15 protein-coding genes are annotated in these 19,729 nt (G+C 62.7%); all 15 read left to right on the forward strand.

Annotated features, from left to right (window positions below):
• Positions 1 to 66 precede the first annotated feature (66 nt).
• The 15 genes from edd (at position 67) to ACFOW7_RS00140 (ending at position 19,620) form a co-directional block, all read left to right on the forward strand.
• Positions 67 to 1,890 carry a phosphogluconate dehydratase gene (edd, locus tag ACFOW7_RS00070; RefSeq protein ID WP_378159686.1) on the forward strand — a complete coding sequence of 608 codons (1,824 nt, stop codon included), beginning with the start codon at positions 67 to 69 and terminating at the stop codon, positions 1,888 to 1,890.
• A 193-nt stretch (positions 1,891 to 2,083) separates the two neighbouring features.
• Complete coding sequence (eda, locus tag ACFOW7_RS00075; RefSeq protein WP_378159688.1) at positions 2,084 to 2,713, forward strand: bifunctional 4-hydroxy-2-oxoglutarate aldolase/2-dehydro-3-deoxy-phosphogluconate aldolase; 630 nt, start codon at positions 2,084 to 2,086, stop codon at positions 2,711 to 2,713.
• A 108-nt stretch (positions 2,714 to 2,821) separates the two neighbouring features.
• Positions 2,822 to 4,072: a maltoporin gene (locus ACFOW7_RS00080; RefSeq protein ID WP_378159690.1), complete on the forward strand. Its 1,251-nt coding sequence runs from the start codon at positions 2,822 to 2,824 to the stop codon at positions 4,070 to 4,072.
• Between the two features lie 154 nt (positions 4,073 to 4,226).
• Positions 4,227 to 5,876: an alpha-amylase family glycosyl hydrolase gene (locus ACFOW7_RS00085; RefSeq protein ID WP_378159693.1), complete on the forward strand. Its 1,650-nt coding sequence runs from the start codon at positions 4,227 to 4,229 to the stop codon at positions 5,874 to 5,876.
• Between the two features lie 38 nt (positions 5,877 to 5,914).
• Positions 5,915 to 7,015, forward strand: coding sequence for an ABC transporter ATP-binding protein (locus ACFOW7_RS00090; protein ID WP_378159695.1), 1,101 nt, complete (start codon positions 5,915 to 5,917; stop codon positions 7,013 to 7,015).
• Positions 7,016 to 7,050: 35 nt separating this feature from the next.
• Positions 7,051 to 8,241, forward strand: coding sequence for a maltose/maltodextrin ABC transporter substrate-binding protein MalE (malE, locus tag ACFOW7_RS00095; protein ID WP_378159697.1), 1,191 nt, complete (start codon positions 7,051 to 7,053; stop codon positions 8,239 to 8,241).
• Positions 8,242 to 8,587: 346 nt separating this feature from the next.
• Positions 8,588 to 10,114 (forward strand): maltose ABC transporter permease MalF, encoded by a 1,527-nt coding sequence (gene malF, locus ACFOW7_RS00100; protein WP_378159699.1) that lies wholly within the window; start codon positions 8,588 to 8,590, stop codon positions 10,112 to 10,114.
• Between the two features lie 10 nt (positions 10,115 to 10,124).
• Positions 10,125 to 11,015 carry a maltose ABC transporter permease MalG gene (gene malG / locus ACFOW7_RS00105; RefSeq protein ID WP_378159703.1) on the forward strand — a complete coding sequence of 297 codons (891 nt, stop codon included), beginning with the start codon at positions 10,125 to 10,127 and terminating at the stop codon, positions 11,013 to 11,015.
• A 67-nt stretch (positions 11,016 to 11,082) separates the two neighbouring features.
• Positions 11,083 to 12,810: an alpha-amylase family glycosyl hydrolase gene (locus ACFOW7_RS00110; protein WP_378159705.1), complete on the forward strand. Its 1,728-nt coding sequence runs from the start codon at positions 11,083 to 11,085 to the stop codon at positions 12,808 to 12,810.
• Positions 12,811 to 13,229: 419 nt separating this feature from the next.
• The gene (gene gap / locus ACFOW7_RS00115) at positions 13,230 to 14,243 is read left to right on the forward strand and encodes a type I glyceraldehyde-3-phosphate dehydrogenase (protein ID WP_378159707.1); all 1,014 of its coding nucleotides are present in this window, start codon (positions 13,230 to 13,232) and stop codon (positions 14,241 to 14,243) included.
• Between the two features lie 341 nt (positions 14,244 to 14,584).
• Entirely contained in the window at positions 14,585 to 15,802 is a 1,218-nt protein-coding gene (gene malE / locus ACFOW7_RS00120; RefSeq protein ID WP_378159710.1) for a maltose/maltodextrin ABC transporter substrate-binding protein MalE, read from the forward strand.
• A 249-nt stretch (positions 15,803 to 16,051) separates the two neighbouring features.
• Positions 16,052 to 16,456: a flagellar basal body rod protein FlgB gene (flgB, locus tag ACFOW7_RS00125; protein ID WP_378159712.1), complete on the forward strand. Its 405-nt coding sequence runs from the start codon at positions 16,052 to 16,054 to the stop codon at positions 16,454 to 16,456.
• Positions 16,457 to 16,468: 12 nt separating this feature from the next.
• Positions 16,469 to 16,882 (forward strand): flagellar basal body rod protein FlgC, encoded by a 414-nt coding sequence (gene flgC, locus ACFOW7_RS00130; protein ID WP_378159714.1) that lies wholly within the window; start codon positions 16,469 to 16,471, stop codon positions 16,880 to 16,882.
• 12 nt (positions 16,883 to 16,894) lie between these two features.
• Positions 16,895 to 17,578 (forward strand): flagellar hook assembly protein FlgD, encoded by a 684-nt coding sequence (locus ACFOW7_RS00135; RefSeq protein WP_378159716.1) that lies wholly within the window; start codon positions 16,895 to 16,897, stop codon positions 17,576 to 17,578.
• A 26-nt stretch (positions 17,579 to 17,604) separates the two neighbouring features.
• Positions 17,605 to 19,620 (forward strand): flagellar hook protein FlgE, encoded by a 2,016-nt coding sequence (locus tag ACFOW7_RS00140; RefSeq protein ID WP_378159718.1) that lies wholly within the window; start codon positions 17,605 to 17,607, stop codon positions 19,618 to 19,620.
• The last annotated feature ends 109 nt before the right edge of the window (positions 19,621 to 19,729 follow it).

Here is a 19,729-nt window from a genome sequence, read left to right on the forward strand (position 1 = left end):
AGGTGGTCGGCGGCTTTGCAAGGCAGGCGGCGGACCATCGGGCTCGCGGTCTGGACAGGGGGAGCGATGCATCTACATCCGCGGTTGATCGAGGTCAGCGAGCGAATCCGTGAACGAAGCCGGAGCCGGCGCGAGGCCTATCTGGCCCGGGTCGACAGCTGGGCTGCCCGCGAACCGGTCAGAAAAAGCCTGTCCTGCACCAATCTGGCCCATGCCTTTGCCGCCATGCCTGGCGGCGACAAGATCATGCTGCGCCAGCAGCGCCAACCCAATATCGCCATCGTCTCGGCCTACAATGATATGTTGTCGGCCCATCAACCGTTCGAGCACTACCCGGCCATCATCAAGGAAGCCGCCCGCCGTGCCGGCGCCACCGCCCAGTTCGCCGGCGGCGTGCCGGCGATGTGCGATGGCGTGACCCAGGGTCAGCCCGGGATGGAGCTGTCGCTGTTCTCGCGCGATGTGATCGCCATGGCCACTGCCGTGGCGCTCAGCCATCAGATGTTCGACGCCGTGCTGTGCCTGGGCGTGTGCGACAAGATCGTGCCGGGCCTGCTGATCGGCGCGCTGCAGTTTGGCCATCTGCCGACGGTGTTCGTCCCGGCCGGTCCCATGACCTCGGGTCTGGCCAACAAAGAAAAAGCCCATATCCGGCAGCTCTACGCCGAAGGCAAGGTCGGCCGCGAAGAGCTGCTCGAATCGGAAGCGCGTTCCTACCACGACGCCGGCACCTGCACCTTCTACGGCACGGCCAATTCCAATCAGATGCTGATGGAAATCATGGGCCTGCATCTGCCCGGTGCGGCATTCGTGAACCCCGGCCTGCCGCTGCGCGAGGCCCTGACTGCCGCGGCTGCCGAGCGTGCGGCCGCCATCACCGCCCTGGGCGCGGACTACATACCGCTGGCCCGGGTGATCGACGAGCGCGCCATCGTCAATGGTCTGGTGGGCCTGCTCGCCACTGGCGGCTCGACCAACCACACCATCCATCTGATCGCCATCGCTCGCGCTGCCGGCATCGTGATCGACTGGAGCGATTTCGACGATCTGTCGGCCGTGGTGCCGCTGTTGGCGCGCATCTATCCCAATGGGGCGGCCGACGTGAACCATTTCCATGCCGCCGGCGGCATGGGTCTGCTGATCCGCGAACTGCTCGACGCGGGCTTGCTCCATGAGGATGTGCAGACCGTGGTCGGCCAGGGGCTGCGCCGCTATACCGAGGAGCCGACGCTGAGCGAGGGGCGCCTGAGCTGGCGGCCTGCTCCGAGCGAGAGCGGCGACAGTGCGGTGCTCGGCAATATGGCCGCGCCGTTCTCGCCCGATGGCGGCGTCAAGCTGTTGCAGGGCAATCTGGGCCGGGCGGTGATCAAGACCTCGGCTGTGGCGGCCGAACACCGGGCGGTCGAGGCGCCGGCGCGGATCTTCGATTCGCAGGACGCCATGCTGGCCGCCTTCAAGGCCGGCGAACTCGAGCGCGATCTGGTAGCGGTGATCCGCTTCCAGGGCCCGCGCGCCAATGGTATGCCGGAGCTGCACAAGCTCACCCCGGCGCTTGGCGTGTTGCAGGACCGTGGCTTCAAGGTGGCGCTGGTGACCGATGGCCGGATGTCCGGAGCATCGGGCAAGGTGCCTGCGGCGATCCACGTCACGCCCGAATGCGTCAATGGCGGTCCGCTGGCCCGGCTGCGCGACGGCGACCTGGTGCGGCTCGATGCCGAAGCCGGTGTGCTCGAAGCGCTGGTCGAGCCGGCCGAGTGGGCGACGCGCGAATTGGCCGTGGCCGATCTGAGCGGCAACCAGCACGGCTTTGGCCGCGAACTGTTCGCCGGCTTTCGCCAACAGGCCAGCGGTGCCGAGCAGGGCGCGATGAGCTTTGGCTGGGCGGATTAGTGCCGGGATGGCTGGGCTATCCCGGCTTTTTCTGGTCTGAACATAAAAATAAAATATTGTGAATGAAGCTGTGCAAGATCCACTGCGAGTCTAAACAGTAAATTCAAAAATCATATTGTCAGGTCGGATGCGGCTGGCATTGGTGCAGTGCGGCATCGTGGCGACAGGGCGGGCCGACGGGAAGGGAATTCAGATGGGAACCATGACGATCCGTGAAATCATGGCGGCCGCGCCGGTGATGCCGGTGATCGTGCTCGACCGGGTCGAGGATGCCGTACCGCTGGCGCGCGCGCTGTGTGCAGGCGGTATCCGGGTGCTCGAAGTGACCTTGCGTACCGAAGCCGCCCTGGCGGCGGTGGCGGCGATTGCCGCCGAGGTCGACGAGGCCATCGTCGGGGTGGGCACGGTAACGCGACCGGAACAGTTTGCCGCTGCCCGCGCTGCGGGCGCCCGCTTTGCCGTCACGCCGGGCCTGACCCCGACGCTGGCGGCTGCGGCGCGCGCCAGTGGTCTGCCGCTTCTGCCCGGGGTGATGACCCCGTCCGAGGCGATTGCTGCCCGTGAGCAAGGGTTCGATGCACTCAAGCTGTTCCCGGCCGAGCAGGCAGGTGGAATGGGGATGTTGAAGGCACTCTACGGGCCTCTCCCCGATCTGCTGTTCTGCCCGACCGGCGGGATATCGGCTGCCACTGCCGCATCCTTCCTGGCCCTGCCCAATGTGGGCTGTGTCGGTGGGTCGTGGCTGGTGCCCAAGGAGGCGGTCCGTGCGGGCGACTGGGCGGCGATCAGTACGCTGGCCCGGCAAGCGGCAGCTTTGCGCTGAGGGGCGCCTGGCTGTGGCACGGTCCGATCGCGCCGAACCACAAAAACGGAAGCCGTCGCGTATTCCGTTGTTTCAACCCCAACCCAAACACGGAGAGGAGTGATCCGTATGCAACAACACAGCAAGCTGTTCGCGGCGGTCGCGCTGGCGCTGGCCGGCTTCGCCGCCAACGCCGCATCGGTGGATGTCCACGGTTATCTGCGCACCCAGGTCGGTGGCACGAGCGAAGGCGGTAATTTGCAGTGCTTCAAGCTTGCCCCGGCCCAGGCCAAGTACCGCCTCGGCAACGAGTGCGACAACTATGCCGAGATCCAGTTCGACACCAACCTCGGCGAGGGCAGCAATGGCGTGTGGGCCAAGCATCACCTGATGCTGGCCCTGCAAGAGAAGGGCGCCGTCGATTACGAGGGCGAGGAAGGCGACAGTTTCGATATCGCCCATCGGCAGAACTGGGTCGAATTCGGCGGCCTGTTCGGCAGCGGCATGAAAGACGCCAAGGTATGGCTGGGCAAGCGCTACTACAACCGCCATGACGTCCATATCAACGACTACTACTACTGGGCCAATACCGGCACCGGCGCCGGTATCGAGGATATCGCCGTGGGCGGCGGCGCCAAGATGGCGTTTGCCTACCACCAGAACGGCGGCAACGGCAACAAGGACACCGCCGTCAAGAAACTCGAAGCCCGCCTGTACAACCTCGGCGTCAACCCCGACGGTACGCTGGAGCTGGCGGCACAACTGATCCGCGGCAGCACGCCCGATCTGCCGACCACCGCCATCGACGAATCGTCCAAGGACAGCACTGGCTACCTGCTGACGGCCCAGCACTTCCAGGGCAATCTGCTGGGCGGCTTCAACAAGTTCGCCGTGCAATACGGTCGCGGCAACGGCGCAGGCGGCAGCTGGATTCCGGCTTACGCGAGCGGCACCGGCGACAAGAAGGACCGCTCCTACCGCGTGGTCGAAGCCTTTATGTGGCAGGTCGACAATTGGTCGGGCATGGCCAGCGCCATCTACCACGATATCAAGCCGCACAACGGCGCCAGCACCAAGTGGTACTCGCTGGGCGTCCGGCCGCAATACAACTTCAACGACAATATGAGCCTCGCGGTGGAACTGGGCTATGACCAGGGCCGCAGCGCAGGTGGTCCGACCCAGCGTCTGACCAAGTTCACCGTGGCGCCGCAGTGGGCGCTGCAGAAGGGCTTCTGGTCGCGGCCGGTGTTCCGTCTGTTTGCGACCTACGCCAACTGGAACGAAGCCGCTCGCGCCGGCCTCAATGCCAGCACCAACAACGTGTTTGCTGACAAGAAGCACGGTTTCACCTACGGCGCCCAGATCGAAGCCTGGTGGTGATCGCGCTCCGGTTGCCCGGTCTGTGCCGTGTCGACGGTGCAGTGACCGGGCCGGCCGGATCGTTGCGGCGGCCAGGCGGCCGCCGCCTGTGCGTCCATCCGCGTCGCCTGGGGCGAGTCGGATGGCCGTATTTCCCTGATTGGCGTAGAGAACGATGACTGACAAGCAGAACAAGGGCGAATGGTGGCGTGGTGCGGTGATCTATCAGATCTACCCGCGCAGCTTTGCCGACAGCAACGGCGACGGGGTGGGCGATCTGCCCGGCATTATCGACCGTCTTCCCTATATCGCCAGCCTGGGCGTCGATGCGATCTGGATTTCGCCGTTCTTCAAGTCGCCGATGAAGGACTTCGGCTACGACGTTTCGGACTACTGCGACGTCGATCCGCTGTTCGGCCAGCTGGCCGATTTCGACCGGCTGGTGGCCGAAGCGCATCGGCTGGGCCTCAAGGTCATGATCGACCAGGTGCTGAGCCATTGTGCCGACCAGCATCCATGGTTCCGCCAGAGCCGGCAAAGCCGCGATAACGAGCGGGCCGACTGGTTTGTCTGGGCCGACCCCAAGCCCGACGGCTCGCCGCCCAATAACTGGCTGTCGGTGTTCGGTGGCTCGGCCTGGCAATGGGAAGCGCGCCGGCGTCAGTACTATCTGCACAACTTCCTGGCCAGCCAGCCCGATCTGAATTTCCATCATCCTGCCGTGCAGGATGCCATGCTCGACACCATCCGTTTCTGGCTCGAGCGCGGTGTCGACGGTTTCCGGTTCGACGCCTGCAATTTCCATTTCCACGATGTCCGGCTGCGCAACAATCCGCCGGCCAAGGTGGCCGACAGCAAGACCGTCAGCGCCGAGAACCCCTACGGTCTGCAAGCGCATAAATACGATAAGTCGCAACCCGAGAATCTGGCTTTCCTGCGCCGGGTGCGGGCACTGCTCGACCAGTACGGCGCGGCCTCGGTGGGTGAAGTCGGCGATGACCATTCGCTCAAGACCATGGCCGAGTACACCTCGGGCGGCGACAAGCTCCATATGGCCTATAGCTTCAATCTGCTGACCACCGACTATTCGGCCGGCTATATCCGCCAGCAGGTCGAGGAACTGGAAGACCAGCTAAAAAAGACCGGTCGCCGGTTGGGCGGAGCAGGTTGGGGCTGCTGGTCGATCGGCAATCATGATTCCCGGCGCGTGATGAGTCGCTGGGGCAAGGGCGAGACCGACCCGGCCATGGCCAAGATGCTGCTCGCTATGTCGGCCAGTCTGCGCGGCAGCCTGTGTATCTATCAGGGCGAGGAACTGGCGCTGACCGAGGCCGAGATTCCGTTCGAGCAGTTGCAGGACCCCTATGGCATCACCTTCTGGCCCGAATTCAAGGGTCGCGACGGCTGCCGTACCCCGATGCCCTGGCAGGCCAAGGCTGCCCATGGCGGCTTTAGCAGCGGTGAGCCCTGGCTGCCCGTGCCGGCTGAACATCTGGCGCAGGCGGTCGATGGTCAGGAGCCGAAAAGCGAATCAGTGCTCAATTTCTACCGCCACTTCCTGAACTGGCGCCGTGAGCAGCCGGTGCTGCGGCTGGGAGACATCCGCTTTATCGACGCGGCCGAACCGCTGTTGGTGTTCGAGCGGCGCCATCAGGGTCGGCGCTGGCTGTGTGCCTTCAATCTGGGCCGGGCGCCGCTGCGGCTCACCCTGCCGGCCGACTGTCGCGGCGGCCGATTGCTCGAAGGCCATGGCCTGGGCGGCGCCACGCTCCAGCCCGACCAGCTCGAATTCGCGCCCTATGGCGGCGCGTTGGTCGAACTCTGAGAAAACACGGCGTCGAGCCGGAAAGCGAGGAAATATCCATGGCCGAGGTCGTACTGCGCGGCATCCGCAAATCGTTCGGCGAGATCGAGACTTTGCATGGCATCGATCTCGATATTCGTGACGGCGAGTTCGTGGTCTTTGTCGGGCCGTCGGGCTGTGGCAAGTCCACCTTGCTGCGCACCATCGCCGGGCTGGAGGACATCACGGCCGGCGAACTGCGTATCGGCGGCAATCTGGTCAATGACATACCGCCCGCCAAGCGCGGCGTGGCCATGGTGTTCCAGAGCTATGCGCTCTATCCGCATATGACGGTGGCCGAGAACATGGCGTTCGGCCTCAAGCTCGCCGGTGTCGACAAGCATGAGACCCAGGCGGCAGTCAGCCGGGCGGCGCGGATTCTCCAGATCGAACACCTGCTCGACCGCAAGCCCAAGGCCCTGTCGGGTGGCCAGCGCCAGCGTGTGGCGATCGGCCGGGCCATCGTGCGCAAACCCCAGGTGTTCCTGTTCGACGAGCCGCTGTCGAATCTCGATGCGGCGCTGCGGGTGCAGATGCGGATCGAGATCACCAAGCTCCATCGCGAACTGCGCACCACCATGATCTATGTGACCCACGACCAGGTCGAGGCAATGACGCTCGCTGACCGGATCGTGGTGTTGCAGGCCGGTCGGATCGAGCAGGTCGGCTCGCCGCTCGAGCTCTACCACCATCCGATCAATCTGTTTGTGGCGGGCTTTATCGGTTCGCCCAAAATGAATTTCATCGAGGCGCGGCTTCATGCCGTCGAGGCCGGCCGTGCCACGGTCCAGCTCGCCGACGGCGGCCTGGTCGAGGCGGCGGTCGACGCCAGCGGCGCCCAGCCGGGAACTCGCGTCACCCTGGGTATCCGGCCCGAGCATTTCGGCCTGGACGAAGCCCCGCACAACCGGGCCAGCGGCCGGGTGATCGCCGTCGAGCAGCTCGGCGAAGCCACCATGCTCTATCTGGAAATCGAAGGCGCCGGCGAACCCCTGGTGGTTCGAGCCGACGCCGACCACGGCGCCCGGATCGGCGAACAGGTGACGGTACGGCTGCCGCCCAACCGCTGCTATCTGTTCAACGAGGCCGGGATCGCTTTCCCGCGCACCCAGACCGCGTAGTAAAACTACCTCCGTCTATCAAGGAGTCAACCGCAATGATGCTGTCCCGCAAGTTGTCCGCCGCCGCCGTGGCTTCGCTGTTTGCCGCCGCTGGTCTGTCTGCCCACGCCGCTGAGCCCGGCAAGCTGTTGCTGTGGATCAACGGCGACAAGGGCTACAACGGCATCCAGAAGGTCGGTGATGAATTCGCCAAGAAGGCCGGGGTGCCGGTGACGGTCGAGCATCCCGAGGATGCCCCGAACAAGTTCCAGCAGGCCGCTGCCGTCGGCAAGGGCCCCGATATCTGGTGCTGGCCGCATGACCGCGCCGGCGAGTGGGTCAGCGCCGGTCTGCTCCACCCGCTCAATCCGTCGAAGAAGGTACGCGACGAGATCGACCCGCTGGCCTGGAAGGCCTTTACCCTGGGCGGCAAGGTCTACGGCTATCCGCTGTCGATCGAGGCCGTGGCGCTGATCTACAACAAGGATCTGCTGCCCAAGCCGCCCGCGACCTTCGAAGAAATCGCCAAGCTCGACAAGGAACTCCAGAAGAAGGGCAAGAAAGCCATTCTGTGGGACTACAGCAATACCTATTTCACCTGGCCGCTGCTGGCCGCCGGCGGCGGTTATGTGTTCAAGCAGAAGGCCGACGGCAGCTACGACCCGACCGATACCGGCGTCAACCATCCGGGCGCGCTCAAGGGTCTGGAAACCCTCAATAAGCTGATCACCGACGGGGTGATGCCCAAGGGCGCCGGTTACGCCGAAATGGAAGCCGGCATGGCCAAGGGCAATATCGCCATGATGATCAGCGGTCCGTGGGCCTGGGATAACCTCAAGACCAACAAGATCAACTTCGGCGTGGCACCGATTCCCACCGTGGCCGGCAAGAAGGCCGCCCCGTTTGTCGGCGTGCTGGGCTGCATGATCAATCGCGCCTCGCCCAATAAGGAAATCGCGGTCGAATTCCTGGAAAACAGCCTGCTGACCCTGAACGGCCTCAAGACCGTCAACGCCGATGTGCCGCTCGGCACCCCGGCCAACAAGGCCTTCTTCAAGGAATTGCAGGCTGACCCCAATATCAAGGTCACCATGGCCTCGGCGCAGGCCGGCAGCCCGATGCCCAATAACCCCGAGATGGGCCGTTTCTGGTCGTCGATGAATGCCGCGCTGCAAAACGTGACCCAGGGCCGCCAGTCGCCCAAGGAAGGCCTCGACGCCGCAGCCAAGCGGATCAAGGGGCAATAAGCCGCTGGCAACTACCCGCCTGTCGGGTCCCTGGACCGGACAGGCGTGAAGCAGAACAACGATGCGGCCTGCCGCATCGACAGAGAAGGGGTGGGGCGGTGCTGTCCGGGCCGGTCGGCGACCGTGTCGGGCCGGGGTCGTGCCCCTGATGGCGAGTCCGGAAGCCGGACCCCGTCTGCGCTGCCGGCGCGGACGCGCCGCCTGCACCCCAAAGCCTGGCGGGCAGCTTTGCTGCCCGGCTGGGCCAAGCGGATTCGTCTGAGTCCGCTTGGCCGAGTCGTACCGATGCGACCGGGGCGCGGATCATCGATCCGATGACCGAACCGGCTGGAGATTGAGATAGAAAATGGGGCGTATTTACGAGAAATTCGGCCTGCCGCTGTTGGCGGTGGCGGCTTTGCTGGCCGGGCTGTTCCTGGTGATGAAGATCTATCTGGTCGGTCAGCCCTTGGTGGCCGTGATCGGTCTGGCCGTGATCGGGGTCGCGACCTATATCTACACCTCGGCGCGCGGCTATGCCTATCGCTATCTGTTCCCGGGCCTGCTGGCGGCCGGTGTATTCGTGCTGTTTCCGCTGCTCTATACCTTCGCCATCGGCTTTACCAACTACAGCTCGAAGAATCTGCTGTCGTACGAGCGGGCGCGCCAGTTCTTTCTCGACGAAACCTATCTGGTCGAAGGCGAGACACTGGCTTTTACCCTGCATCCTGACGGCGCGGCCTTTCGTATCCGGCTGGAAAACGATCAGGGCAAGGTATTCCTGACTCCCTCGCTGGCCTTGCAGAAGGCCGAGCCGCTGACCGTCGAGGCGCGCCCGCCGCAGCCCGGCGAAGCGGCACTGGGCGAGCCTGCCCCGATCCGCCAGTTGACCCAGCGGCTGGCCGCATTGAAGCAGGTGACGGTGCTGCTGCCCGACGGCGCCCGCGCCAGCGCTTCGGGGCTGCGCGAATTCGCCCCGCTCAGAAAGCTCTATGCCGCCAACCCCGACGGCAGCCTGGTCAATCAGCAAGACGGCAGCCAGATCCGGCCCGATTTCGAACGCGGCTTCTTTGTCACGGCCAGTGGCGAGAGCCTTCAGCCCGGCTTTAAGGTGGCAATCGGCTGGGACAACTACCGCCGCATCTTTACCGAAGACGCCTTCCGCGAGCCGTTCCTGCGCATCTTTGGCTGGACCGTGCTGTTCTCGGGGCTGACCGTGGTGTTCACCTTCATGATCGGCATCGTGCTCGCGGTGCTGCTCAATTGGGAGGCGCTGCGTTTCCGCGGCGTCTACAGCACCTTGCTGTTCCTCCCTTATGCCGTACCGGGCTTTATTTCGATCCTGGTGTTCAAGGGGCTGTTCAACGACAACTTCGGCGAGATCAACTTCATTCTCAATGCGCTGTTCGGGCTCAAGCCGGCCTGGTTCAGCGACCCGGTACTGGCCAAGGTGATGCTGCTGATCGTCAATACCTGGCTGGGCTACCCCTATATGATGGTGCTGTGCATGGGCCTGATCAAAGCGATCCCGGCCGATCTGTACGAAGCGTCGGCGATTGCCGGCGCCGGTCCGCTGACCAATTTCTTCCGTATCACGCTGCCGCTGATCGTCAAGCCGATCACGCCGCTGCTGATTTCCAGCTTTGCCTTCAATTTCAACAATTTCGTGCTGATCGCCCTGTTGACGGGCGGCCGGCCCGACTTCCTTGAAACCAAGGTGCCGGCCGGGACCACCGATCTGCTGGTGTCCTACACCTACCGGATCGCCTTTGAAGACTCGGGCCAGAACTTCGGCCTTGCGGCGGCGGTATCGACGGTGATCTTTGTATTGGTTGCCATCCTGTCACTGATCAATCTGCGCCTGACCCGGGTCAATCAACAGGAAACACGCTGAAGGAGCTGCCATGGCCATCGTTCTCGACAAATCGCACCGCTGGCGCGTGCTGCTGGCCCATCTGGCCCTGATCGCGGTGATTGCGGCAGTGATGTTTCCGTTTCTGATGATCCTGTCGATCTCGCTGCGGCCGGGCAATTTCGCCACCGGCGAATTGATCCCGAGCGAAATCAGCCTGGAGCACTGGAAGCTGGCGCTCGGCATCGCCTACCAAGGCCCCGATGGCCAATTGGTCGAGCCGCAGTTCAATGTGCTGCGCTGGCTGTGGAATTCGATCAAGGTGGCCGGCATGTCGGCGCTGATTGCGCTCTGCCTCTCCACCACCTGCGCCTATGCCTTTGCCCGGATGCGCTTTGCCCTCAAAAAGCCGCTGATGAATTCGCTGCTGCTGATGCAGATGTTCCCCTCGGTGCTGGCACTGGTGGCGATCTACGCCATCTTCGATCAGATCGGCAACTATGTGCCGTGGCTGGGCATCGATACCCACGGCGGTCTGGTATTGGCTTATACGGGCGGCATTGCGCTGCATATCTGGACCATCAAGGGCTATTTCGACACCGTGCCGGTCGAGATCGAAGAAGCCGCCAAGGTCGATGGCGCCACCGCCTTTCAGGCGTTTCGCTATGTGCTGTTGCCGATGGCGCTGCCCATCTTGATGGTGGTGTTCCTGTTCGCCTTTATCCAGGGGATCATCGAATACCCGATCGCCTCGGTGCTGCTCCATGAAAAGGACAGCCTGACCCTGGCCGTGGGGGCCAAACAGTTTCTCTATCCGCAGCACTACCGCTGGGGCGACTTCGCTGCCGCCGCCATCCTGTCGGGACTGCCGATTACCGTGGTGTTCCTGCTGGCGCGCCGCTGGATGGTGGCCGGTCTGACCGCAGGTGGGGTCAAGGGCTAAGGGTGAATGGTGGTTATCAAATAATCAGCATAATCATCGCTAGACAAGGTGCGGAGGTAAAAGAAAAATGAACATAACAGGAAGAATAGGGCTGAGCCTGCTGGCACTGCTGCTGGCAGCCTGCGCGACGCAGGCGCCGACTCAGAACCCGACGCCGACTGTTGCTGTGACGGCAACCGCCGCAGCGGAACCGACCGCTCACCCGATGCCGGCCGCGCGTCCCGCCAGCTTTGCCGACAACCCCATCGTCTATTTCATCGTCACCGACCGTTTCCGCAACGGCAATCGCGCCAACGACCATAGCTACGGCCGCCTGGGCGATGGTCAGTCGGAGATCGGCACCTTCCACGGTGGCGATCTGGCCGGGATTACCGAGAAGCTGCGCGAAGGCTATTTCCGTGAGCTGGGTGTCAATGCGCTGTGGATCACTGCGCCCTACGAGCAGATCCACGGCTGGGTGGTGGGCGGCAACAAGGAATTCCGCCACTACGCCTATCACGGCTACTACCCGCTCGATTTCACCGTGCTCGACCGCAATATGGGCACGCCCGAGGAATTGCGCGAGATGGTCGATACCGCCCATGGTCAGGGCATCCGGGTGCTGTTTGATGTGGTGATGAATCATCCGGGCTATGCCGATATCGCCACCTTGTCGCGCTATCTGCCCGAGGTGCTGTGGAAAGGCTGGCAAGCCCATGGGCTGAGCGACTACCACAGCTGGATCGACTACAACAGTTTCGCCTTTACCGGCTGGTGGGGGCCCGATTGGATCCGGTCCGGCCTGCCCGGTTATCGGGAGGGCGGGCGCGACGACCGCACCATGCAGCTTGCCTATCTGCCCGATTTCCGCACCGAAGAGACCAAGCCGGTCGATTTGCCGCCGCTCCTCAAGAAGAAACCCGATACCCGGGCCGTGCCATTGCCCAATACGCCCGTGCGCGGCTATCTGATCAAATGGCTCAGCGACTGGGTGCGCGAATACGGCATCGACGGTTTCCGCTGCGATACCGCCAAGCATGTGGAGCTTGCGGCCTGGCGCGAGCTGAAAGCCGCCTCCTCTGAAGCGCTGGCGCAGTGGAAGGCCGCCAATCCGCACAAGAAGATCGACGATGCCCCGTTCTGGATGACCGGCGAGGTCTGGGGCCACGGCGTCGAGCGTTCGGCCTATTTCGACCACGGCTTTGACAGCCTGATCAATTTCGATTTCCAGGACCGGCCACTTGAGGAGCCGCGTCAGCTCAACCAGCTCTATAGCGACTATGCGGCCCGTCTGCGCGAGGGTGGCTTTGATGTGCTGTCCTATCTGTCCTCGCACGACACCCGACTCTACCGGCGCGACCGCATGATGGCGGCGGCCACCGCCTTGCTGCTGGCGCCGGGCGGCGTGCAGATCTTCTACGGCGACGAAAGCGGCCGGCAGCCCGGGCCCGCCAGTGCGGGCGATCCGCAGCAGGCTACCCGCTCCGATATGAATTGGGCGACGCTTGATCAGGCGCTGCTGGCGCATTTCCGCAAATTGGGCCAATTCCGCGCCCGCCATCGGGCGCTGGCACGCGGCAGCCATCGGATGCTGGGCGAAGCGCCCTATACCTTTGGACGAATCGATGAGCGGACCGGAGACCGCGTGGTCGTGGCATTGGGTGCCGATGGCACCGTCAGCCTGCCGGTCGGTGATCTGTTCCGCGAAGGCGAGCGGGTGCGCGATGCCTATAGCGACGCCAGCGCCACGGTGAGCGCGGGCCGGGTACGGCTTGACGCGGCCGGCGCGGTGGTGCTGCTCGAGAGGGCTTCCTGAGACGGATTTCAGGACCGGCGAGCCAAGCCGAGACGCGCGTGTTCAGGCACCTGGGCTGGATTCGGCCCGGAGGCTGGGTCCGGCTTGGACGCAGCAGGCATCCGGCCCGTCCCATCATTTGATTCTCTTTAGAAACGGCGTCAAGGACCGCAGAGCCGCAGGGTGGGTCAGTCGCGAATCGGTAGGACGCTAGATGGCTGTCTTCTGCCCACAGGATGGGAGCGGGCACGATAGCGACTCGGCTGCTTCGGTCTGCACTGCCTGGTGCTCTTGGTCAATTGGACGCCGCAGCGAAAGCGAATCGGTAATAACGAGGCGCCGCTTAAGTACGGCGCTGCGGCCGTCGGACGACCGACGGCATGGGAGTGAGACCGGCAATTGCCCGTTCAGAAACGCCCGAGCATCCAAGGAGCCAAGCTATGACTATCCGCATCGCCATCAACGGTTACGGCCGTATCGGCCGCAACGTGCTGCGCGGCCTCTATGAATACCAGCGCCGCGACGAATTCGAGATCGTGGCCATCAATAATCTGGGCGAGATCGAGGTCAATGCCCATCTGACCGAATACGACAGCGTGCATGGCCGCTTCCGCGCCGAAGTCGGCCACGAGGGCGATACGCTGCTGGTCAATGGCGACCGTATCCGCTATCTGTCCGAACGCGACCCGAGCAAGCTGCCGTGGGGCGAACTCGGGGTCGATGTGGTGCTCGAATGCACCGGCCTGTTTACCAGCAAGGCCAAGGCTTCCACCCATCTGGCCGCCGGTGCGCGCAAGGTGGTGATCTCGGCCCCGGGCGGCGAGGATGTCGATGCCACCGTGGTGTTCGGCGTCAATGAGTCGGTGCTGCGGCCCGAGCATACGGTGGTGTCCAATGCCTCTTGCACCACCAACTGTCTGGCCCCGCTGCTCAAGCCGCTGCATGCCGCCATCGGTGTCGAGCTGGGTCTGATGACCACGGTGCATGCCTACACCAACGATCAGGTGCTGACCGACCTCTACCATAGCGATCTGCGCCGTGCCCGCTCGGCGACCCAGTCGATGATCCCGACCAAGACCGGCGCTGCGGCCGCCATTGGCCTGGTGCTGCCCGAACTGGCCGGGCGGCTCGACGGGCTGGCGGTGCGGGTGCCGACCATCAATGTCAGCCTGGTCGATCTGACCTTCACCGCAGCGCGCAATACCACGGTCGATGAAGTCAACACCGTGCTGCGCGACGCGGCGGCGCGCAGCAATGGCATCCTGACCTATAACACCAAGCCGCTGGTCTCGATCGACTTCAACCATAACCCGGCGTCGAGCAATTTCGACGCGACCCAGACCAAGGTGACAGGTGGCCGGCTGGTCAAGGTGATGGCCTGGTACGACAACGAGTGGGGTTATTCCAACCGGATGCTCGACACGGTCAAGGCCCTGGCCGAAGCTGGTCGCTAGCCCGTTTTCAGCCGATTCGGCGTCAGCGTGTCCGGACCAGCACAGACGCCTGGCACTCAACCAGGCTTCGTGGTGACTCCGCTTCAGACGCCAAGGCGCCGAATGATCGGGCCGACAATCGAACACCGCCTGCGGGCGGTGTTTTTATTGCGCGACACCACTGGAAACGACGTTATGGCCACAATCATGCGGACGGAATGCGACAGAGAAGGCCTGTTTGTACTGCCGTTCGGCGTCAGCCCCAGTAGGACGATGGAACTTTGCGATAATGGCGCCCGCCTTCAGGCGCCGCGCGACTGCGCGAGAGATTTTGCTTTGATGTTTTTCCAGGAGTGGATGAGATGACACAAGAACGCAATCCCCGCCGCAATGCACTGGCGACCCTGGGTCGGTTGACGGCCGGCCTGCTGCTCGGTGCCGGTCTGCTGGTGCCGGCCCATGCCGCCGGTCGCGATCTGGTGGTATGGGTCAATGGTGACAAGGGCTATAACGGCATCCGCAAGGTGGGCGAGGAGTTCACCAAAGCGACCGGGATCGCGGTCAAGGTCGAGCATCCGGACGATGCGCCCAATAAATTCCAGCAGGCGGCAATCGCCGGTGGCGGTCCCGATATCTGGATCTGGCCACATGACCGGATCGGCGAATGGATCAAACTGGGCCTGCTGACCCCGATTTCGCCCAGCGCCGACGCCAAGCGCAATATTGTGCCGATCGCCTGGGATGCCTTTACCGTCAATGGCAAGGTCTGGGGCTATCCGATCTCGGTCGAGGCAGTCGGCCTGCTCTATAACAAGGCCCTGGTGAAAAAGCCGCCCCGCAGTTTCGAAGAACTGCCGGCACTCGATGCCGAACTGCAAAAGCGCGGCGCCCGGGCCATTCTGTGGGACTACAACAATACCTACTTCACCTGGCCGCTGCTGGCTGCCAACGGTGCCTATCCCTTCTTCCGCGATACCCGTGGCAACTACGACCCCAATGATACGGGCGTGGCAAAGCCCGGTGCCGTCAGCGGGCTTGAGGCGGTGGTCTCGATGATCACCCAGGGCCTGATGCCGCGCGGCACCAACTACGCCCAGATGGAAGAAGCCATGCACAGTGGCAAGGTGGCGATGATCATCAGCGGACCGTGGGCCTGGGAAGGCCTGCGCAAAGCCAAGATCGACTTTGGCGTGGCACCGATTCCGACTGTCAAGGGCAAGCCGTCCCGTCCCTTTGTCGGCGTACTGGGCGCCATGATCAATGCCAAGAGCCCGAATAAAAAGCAGGCGCTCAGTTTCCTCGAGAACTACCTGCTCAAGGCCGAAGGCCTCAAGCGGATGAACGACGATGTGCCGCTTGGCGTGCCGGCCGATATCACGCTGTTCTGGGAGCTTTACAACGACGAGAACATCCGCAAGTCGATGGATGCGATCCACCTGGGCAAGCCCATGCCGTCCAACCCGGAGATGAACCGCTTCTGGGGCGCGATGACCGAAGCGCTGCAAGCGGCCACCGATGGCCGGCTCAAGCCGCGCGAAGCGCTCGAAGGCGCTGCCGCGAAGATCGTCGGCAAAAAATAGCCGCCTGGGCTGCGCTATTTGCCGCCCCAAAGACAGCCGGCCGCGAGGCCGGCTTTTTCTTGCCTGTTGCAGGCGGCAAGTCCTGCCGCTCTATGATTGCCGATTTAGGAAAGATTTATTTTTCCTTGAAACTGGCTATGAATCTTTCAGATATACGTCCTGAAAATGAATAAATAATCTATCCATAATTTGCTTTCTATGGCACGGCTCGTGCTTTCGTCTGGCCCACTGTCCGCGAGCGAGGCTGCCATGCTTTCCAGAATCAGCGATCACTTTTCCTTCAACGAAGCCGCACTGTCGTTGCGGGCAACCCGTCAGGAAGTGCTGGCCAGCAATCTTGCCAACGCCGACACCCCGAACTACAAGGCGCGCGATTTTGATTTCGGCGCCACCTTGAAAAAAGCCACCAGCCAACGCGAAAGCAGCCTGCCATTGAGCCGCACCGACCATGGACATCTGCCTGGAATCCAGCGCAACTGGCTCGAAGCCGAGCTGCTGTACCGCAACGATGTTCAGCCTTCGATCGATGGCAATACCGTCGATAAGAATATCGAGATGGCCAACTACACCGACAACGCCATCCGCTACCAGGCCAGCCTGACCTTCCTGCAACGCCGCATCGAAGGTCTGCGTACCGCGATGCAGTCGCAATAAGGAGCCGCCGCCATGTCTTTGTTCCGGGTATTCGATATTGCAGGTTCGGCCATGACCGCCCAGTCGATGCGGCTCAATGTGGTAGCGAGCAATCTGGCCAATGCCGAGAGCGCCACCAGTTCCTCGGGCCAGCCCTACCGGGCCAAGCAGGTGGTATTCAGCGCGACCCAGATGACCCAGAACCAGCCACAGGCCGTGGGAGTACGGGTCAGCGCCGTCTCGGAAGACATGTCGCCGCCACGGCTGGTCTACGACCCCAAAAATCCGCTGGCCGACCAGAACGGCTATATCGCCATGCCCAACGTCAATGTCATCGAAGAGATGACCAATATGATCTCGGCCTCGCGCTCTTATCAGACCAGCGCCGATATGATGAATACTGCCAAGACGCTGCTCCAGCGTACTTTGGCGCTTGGACAGGCTTAAAGGGAATCTGCCATGCTTGCCGTCAACTCCTCCACCAATGCACCCAATCCCTACGCCAGTCTGAACGGTAAGACCACCGACAAGACCGAGATGGAGCAGACCCAGGACCGCTTTCTGAAGCTGCTGGTCAAGCAGTTGCAGAGCCAGGATCCGATGAATCCGATGGATAGCGCCCAGAGCACGGCCCAGATGGCCCAGATCAATACCGTGACGGGTATCGAGAAGCTCAACCAGACCATGACCACCATGATGAGCACCTTCCAGGCTGGTCTGTCGGTCCAGGCAGCCAGTATGGCGGCCGGTCTGGTCGGCCGTGAGGTCATTGCACCGGGCGACAAGACAACCGTCAAAGATGGCACAACCCTTGCTGAGGTAGGAGTGAAAGACGGTGTCAGCAATGTAGAAGTGACGGTCTACAGCGAAAGCGGCACCAAAGTCGGTGTGGTGAAGCTCGGCAACGTCAAGCCGGGGCGCCAGGCGATCGATCTGAATGGGATTGCCGGTGAGGGGCAAAAGCTGCCGGACGGCAATTACCGCCTGGTTGCCGCCGGGGTGGACAAGGATGGCAAGCAAGTCCAGCTCGATACCTTCACCAAGACCAAGGTGGTCAGCGTGGGCGTCAGCGGTACTGGCATCAATCTGAACCTGCCAGGCAATCGCAGCGTGTCGCTCGGCGACGTCACCCAAATCATGTAGTTGTAGTCGACACCGGAGCAAGCAACATGGCATTCCAGCAAGGTCTGAGCGGTCTGAATTCCGCTTCCAAGTTCCTCGACGTGATCGGCAATAACGTAGCCAACGCCAATACGGTCGGCTACAAAGGCTCGCGCGCCGAATTCTCGGATATCTATGCCAACACCCTGGCCAGTTCCAAGCTGCAAACCGGTATCGGTGGCCGGGCCTACAGCGTCAGCCAGCAGTTCACCCAAGGCCCGATCACCACCACGAATAATCCGCTCGACGTTGCTATCGGCGGCAACGGTTTCTTCCGTCTGCTCGACCAGAGCGGCAGCGTCAGCTACGGCCGCAACGGCCAGTTCCAGCTTGATCGCTCCGGCTATATCGTCAACGGCGGCCTGCGGCTCGCTGGCTATATGGCCAATGAGAACGGCCAGTTGCTGAGCGGCTCGACGCCGGAAGCCCTGCGCATCCAGACCCAGAATATCGGCGCCCGCGCCACCGGTGGTTCCTCGCTGGCCGACGCCGGTCTCAAACTGGCAATGAATCTCGATGCCCGTTCGGCCATCATCAATCGCGGCACCAACCAAGTCTCGATCAATGGCGCCGTACTGAACCCGGGTACGCCGCTTGGCCCGCATACCTTGCGCGTGACCGACTCGGCCGGTCAATTCCATGTGCTCGAAGTGACCGCTGAAGAAGCGAGCCCGGGTACCCATCTGTGGAACGTCAAGGCCACCCTCGACGGCAAACCGCTGCCAGACAAGCAACTCAAATTTGACGCCAACTCGGGCGCCATCGTCTCGGGTTCGCCAGTAGCCTATTCGACGACTGTCTCGGTGGCTGGCGTGGATAAAGCCATCCCGATGGACTTCCGTATCAGCTTCGGTGGGGTCAAGGAGAGCACGACGCTGCCCGCCAGCAACGGCACGGTCAAGATCGACGACGAAAGCGCCAAGAACACCCGCTTGCTCTATCCTGGCGTGAATCTGGATGCTTCCACCCCAATTGCCACCGACCCGGCCGCCCCCGATCCCTTGTCGCAACAGGCGCTGTCCACCGTCACGGTGCTCGACCCGAGCGGCGCTTCGCACACGGTTGATGTGACCCTGACCAAGATCGGTGCCAATGGCTGGCAAGCTGCCGTCTCGCTCGATGGTGCCCCGCTGACGCTGCCTGATCCGCAGCCGGTGCTGACCTTCAACGACAAGGGCCAGATTATCGACGGGATGGAATACGCGATCAGCGATACCGTGACCCAGATCACCGGTTTCAGCTTCAAGCTCGACTTCCATGGCATGACCCAGAAGGCCGAGGCGTTCTCGCAGACCACGCCGCCGTATGCCCGTGCCACCCCGGGTATCACGCCGTCCGACCCGAGCACCTATACCAGCTCGACCTCGGCGACGGTGTACGACTCGCAGGGCGTGCCGCATACCCTGACCTTCTATATGACCAAGGTCGCGCCCAATACCTGGGAAATCCAGACCAGCTTCGATGGAGCTGCTCCGATCACTCAGCCGACCTATATGCAGTTCGATGAGACCGGCAAGCTGATCAATGGCGATGAGCTGGCCTTTGCCGGCGATCTGGTTGGCAAGGATGGTGCGGTCGATCCGCTGGCCTTTACCACCTTCTTTACTGGTTCTACCCAGTACGGCAGCACCTTCGGGGTCAATGAACTGACTCAGGATGGCTATGCCGACGGTTCGATCACCGGTTTGTCGATCGGACCGGACGGCATTATCCAAGGCCGCTACTCCAACGGTCAGAACCGGACCATTGGCCAGATCGTGCTGTTCAATTTTGCCAATTCGCAGGGCTTGCAGCCGCTCGGTGACAACCGCTGGGCCGAGACTTTCGGTTCCAACCAGGCTCGTGCCGGTGTTCCCGGATCGGCTGATTTCGGGGCACTCCAGGCCGGTTCGCTGGAAGATGCCAATATCGACCTGACCAAGGAACTGGTCGATATGATCAGCGCCCAGCGCAGCTATCAGGCCAATGCCCAGACCATCCGCACCCAGGACCAATTGATGCAGACGCTGGTGAATCTGCGTTAATCGACCACTTCCCCCGCTTTCCACCCCGGCTGGTCTGCGGATCACCGGGGTTTTCTTGTTGATACGGCTGAGCTTGGCACGGAAGCTGCTTTTGCTGACCCGTACAGTC

The sequence above is a fragment of the Chitinimonas lacunae genome (assembly GCF_042650885.1).
GTDB lineage: Bacteria > Pseudomonadota > Gammaproteobacteria > Burkholderiales > Chitinimonadaceae > Chitinimonas_A > Chitinimonas_A lacunae.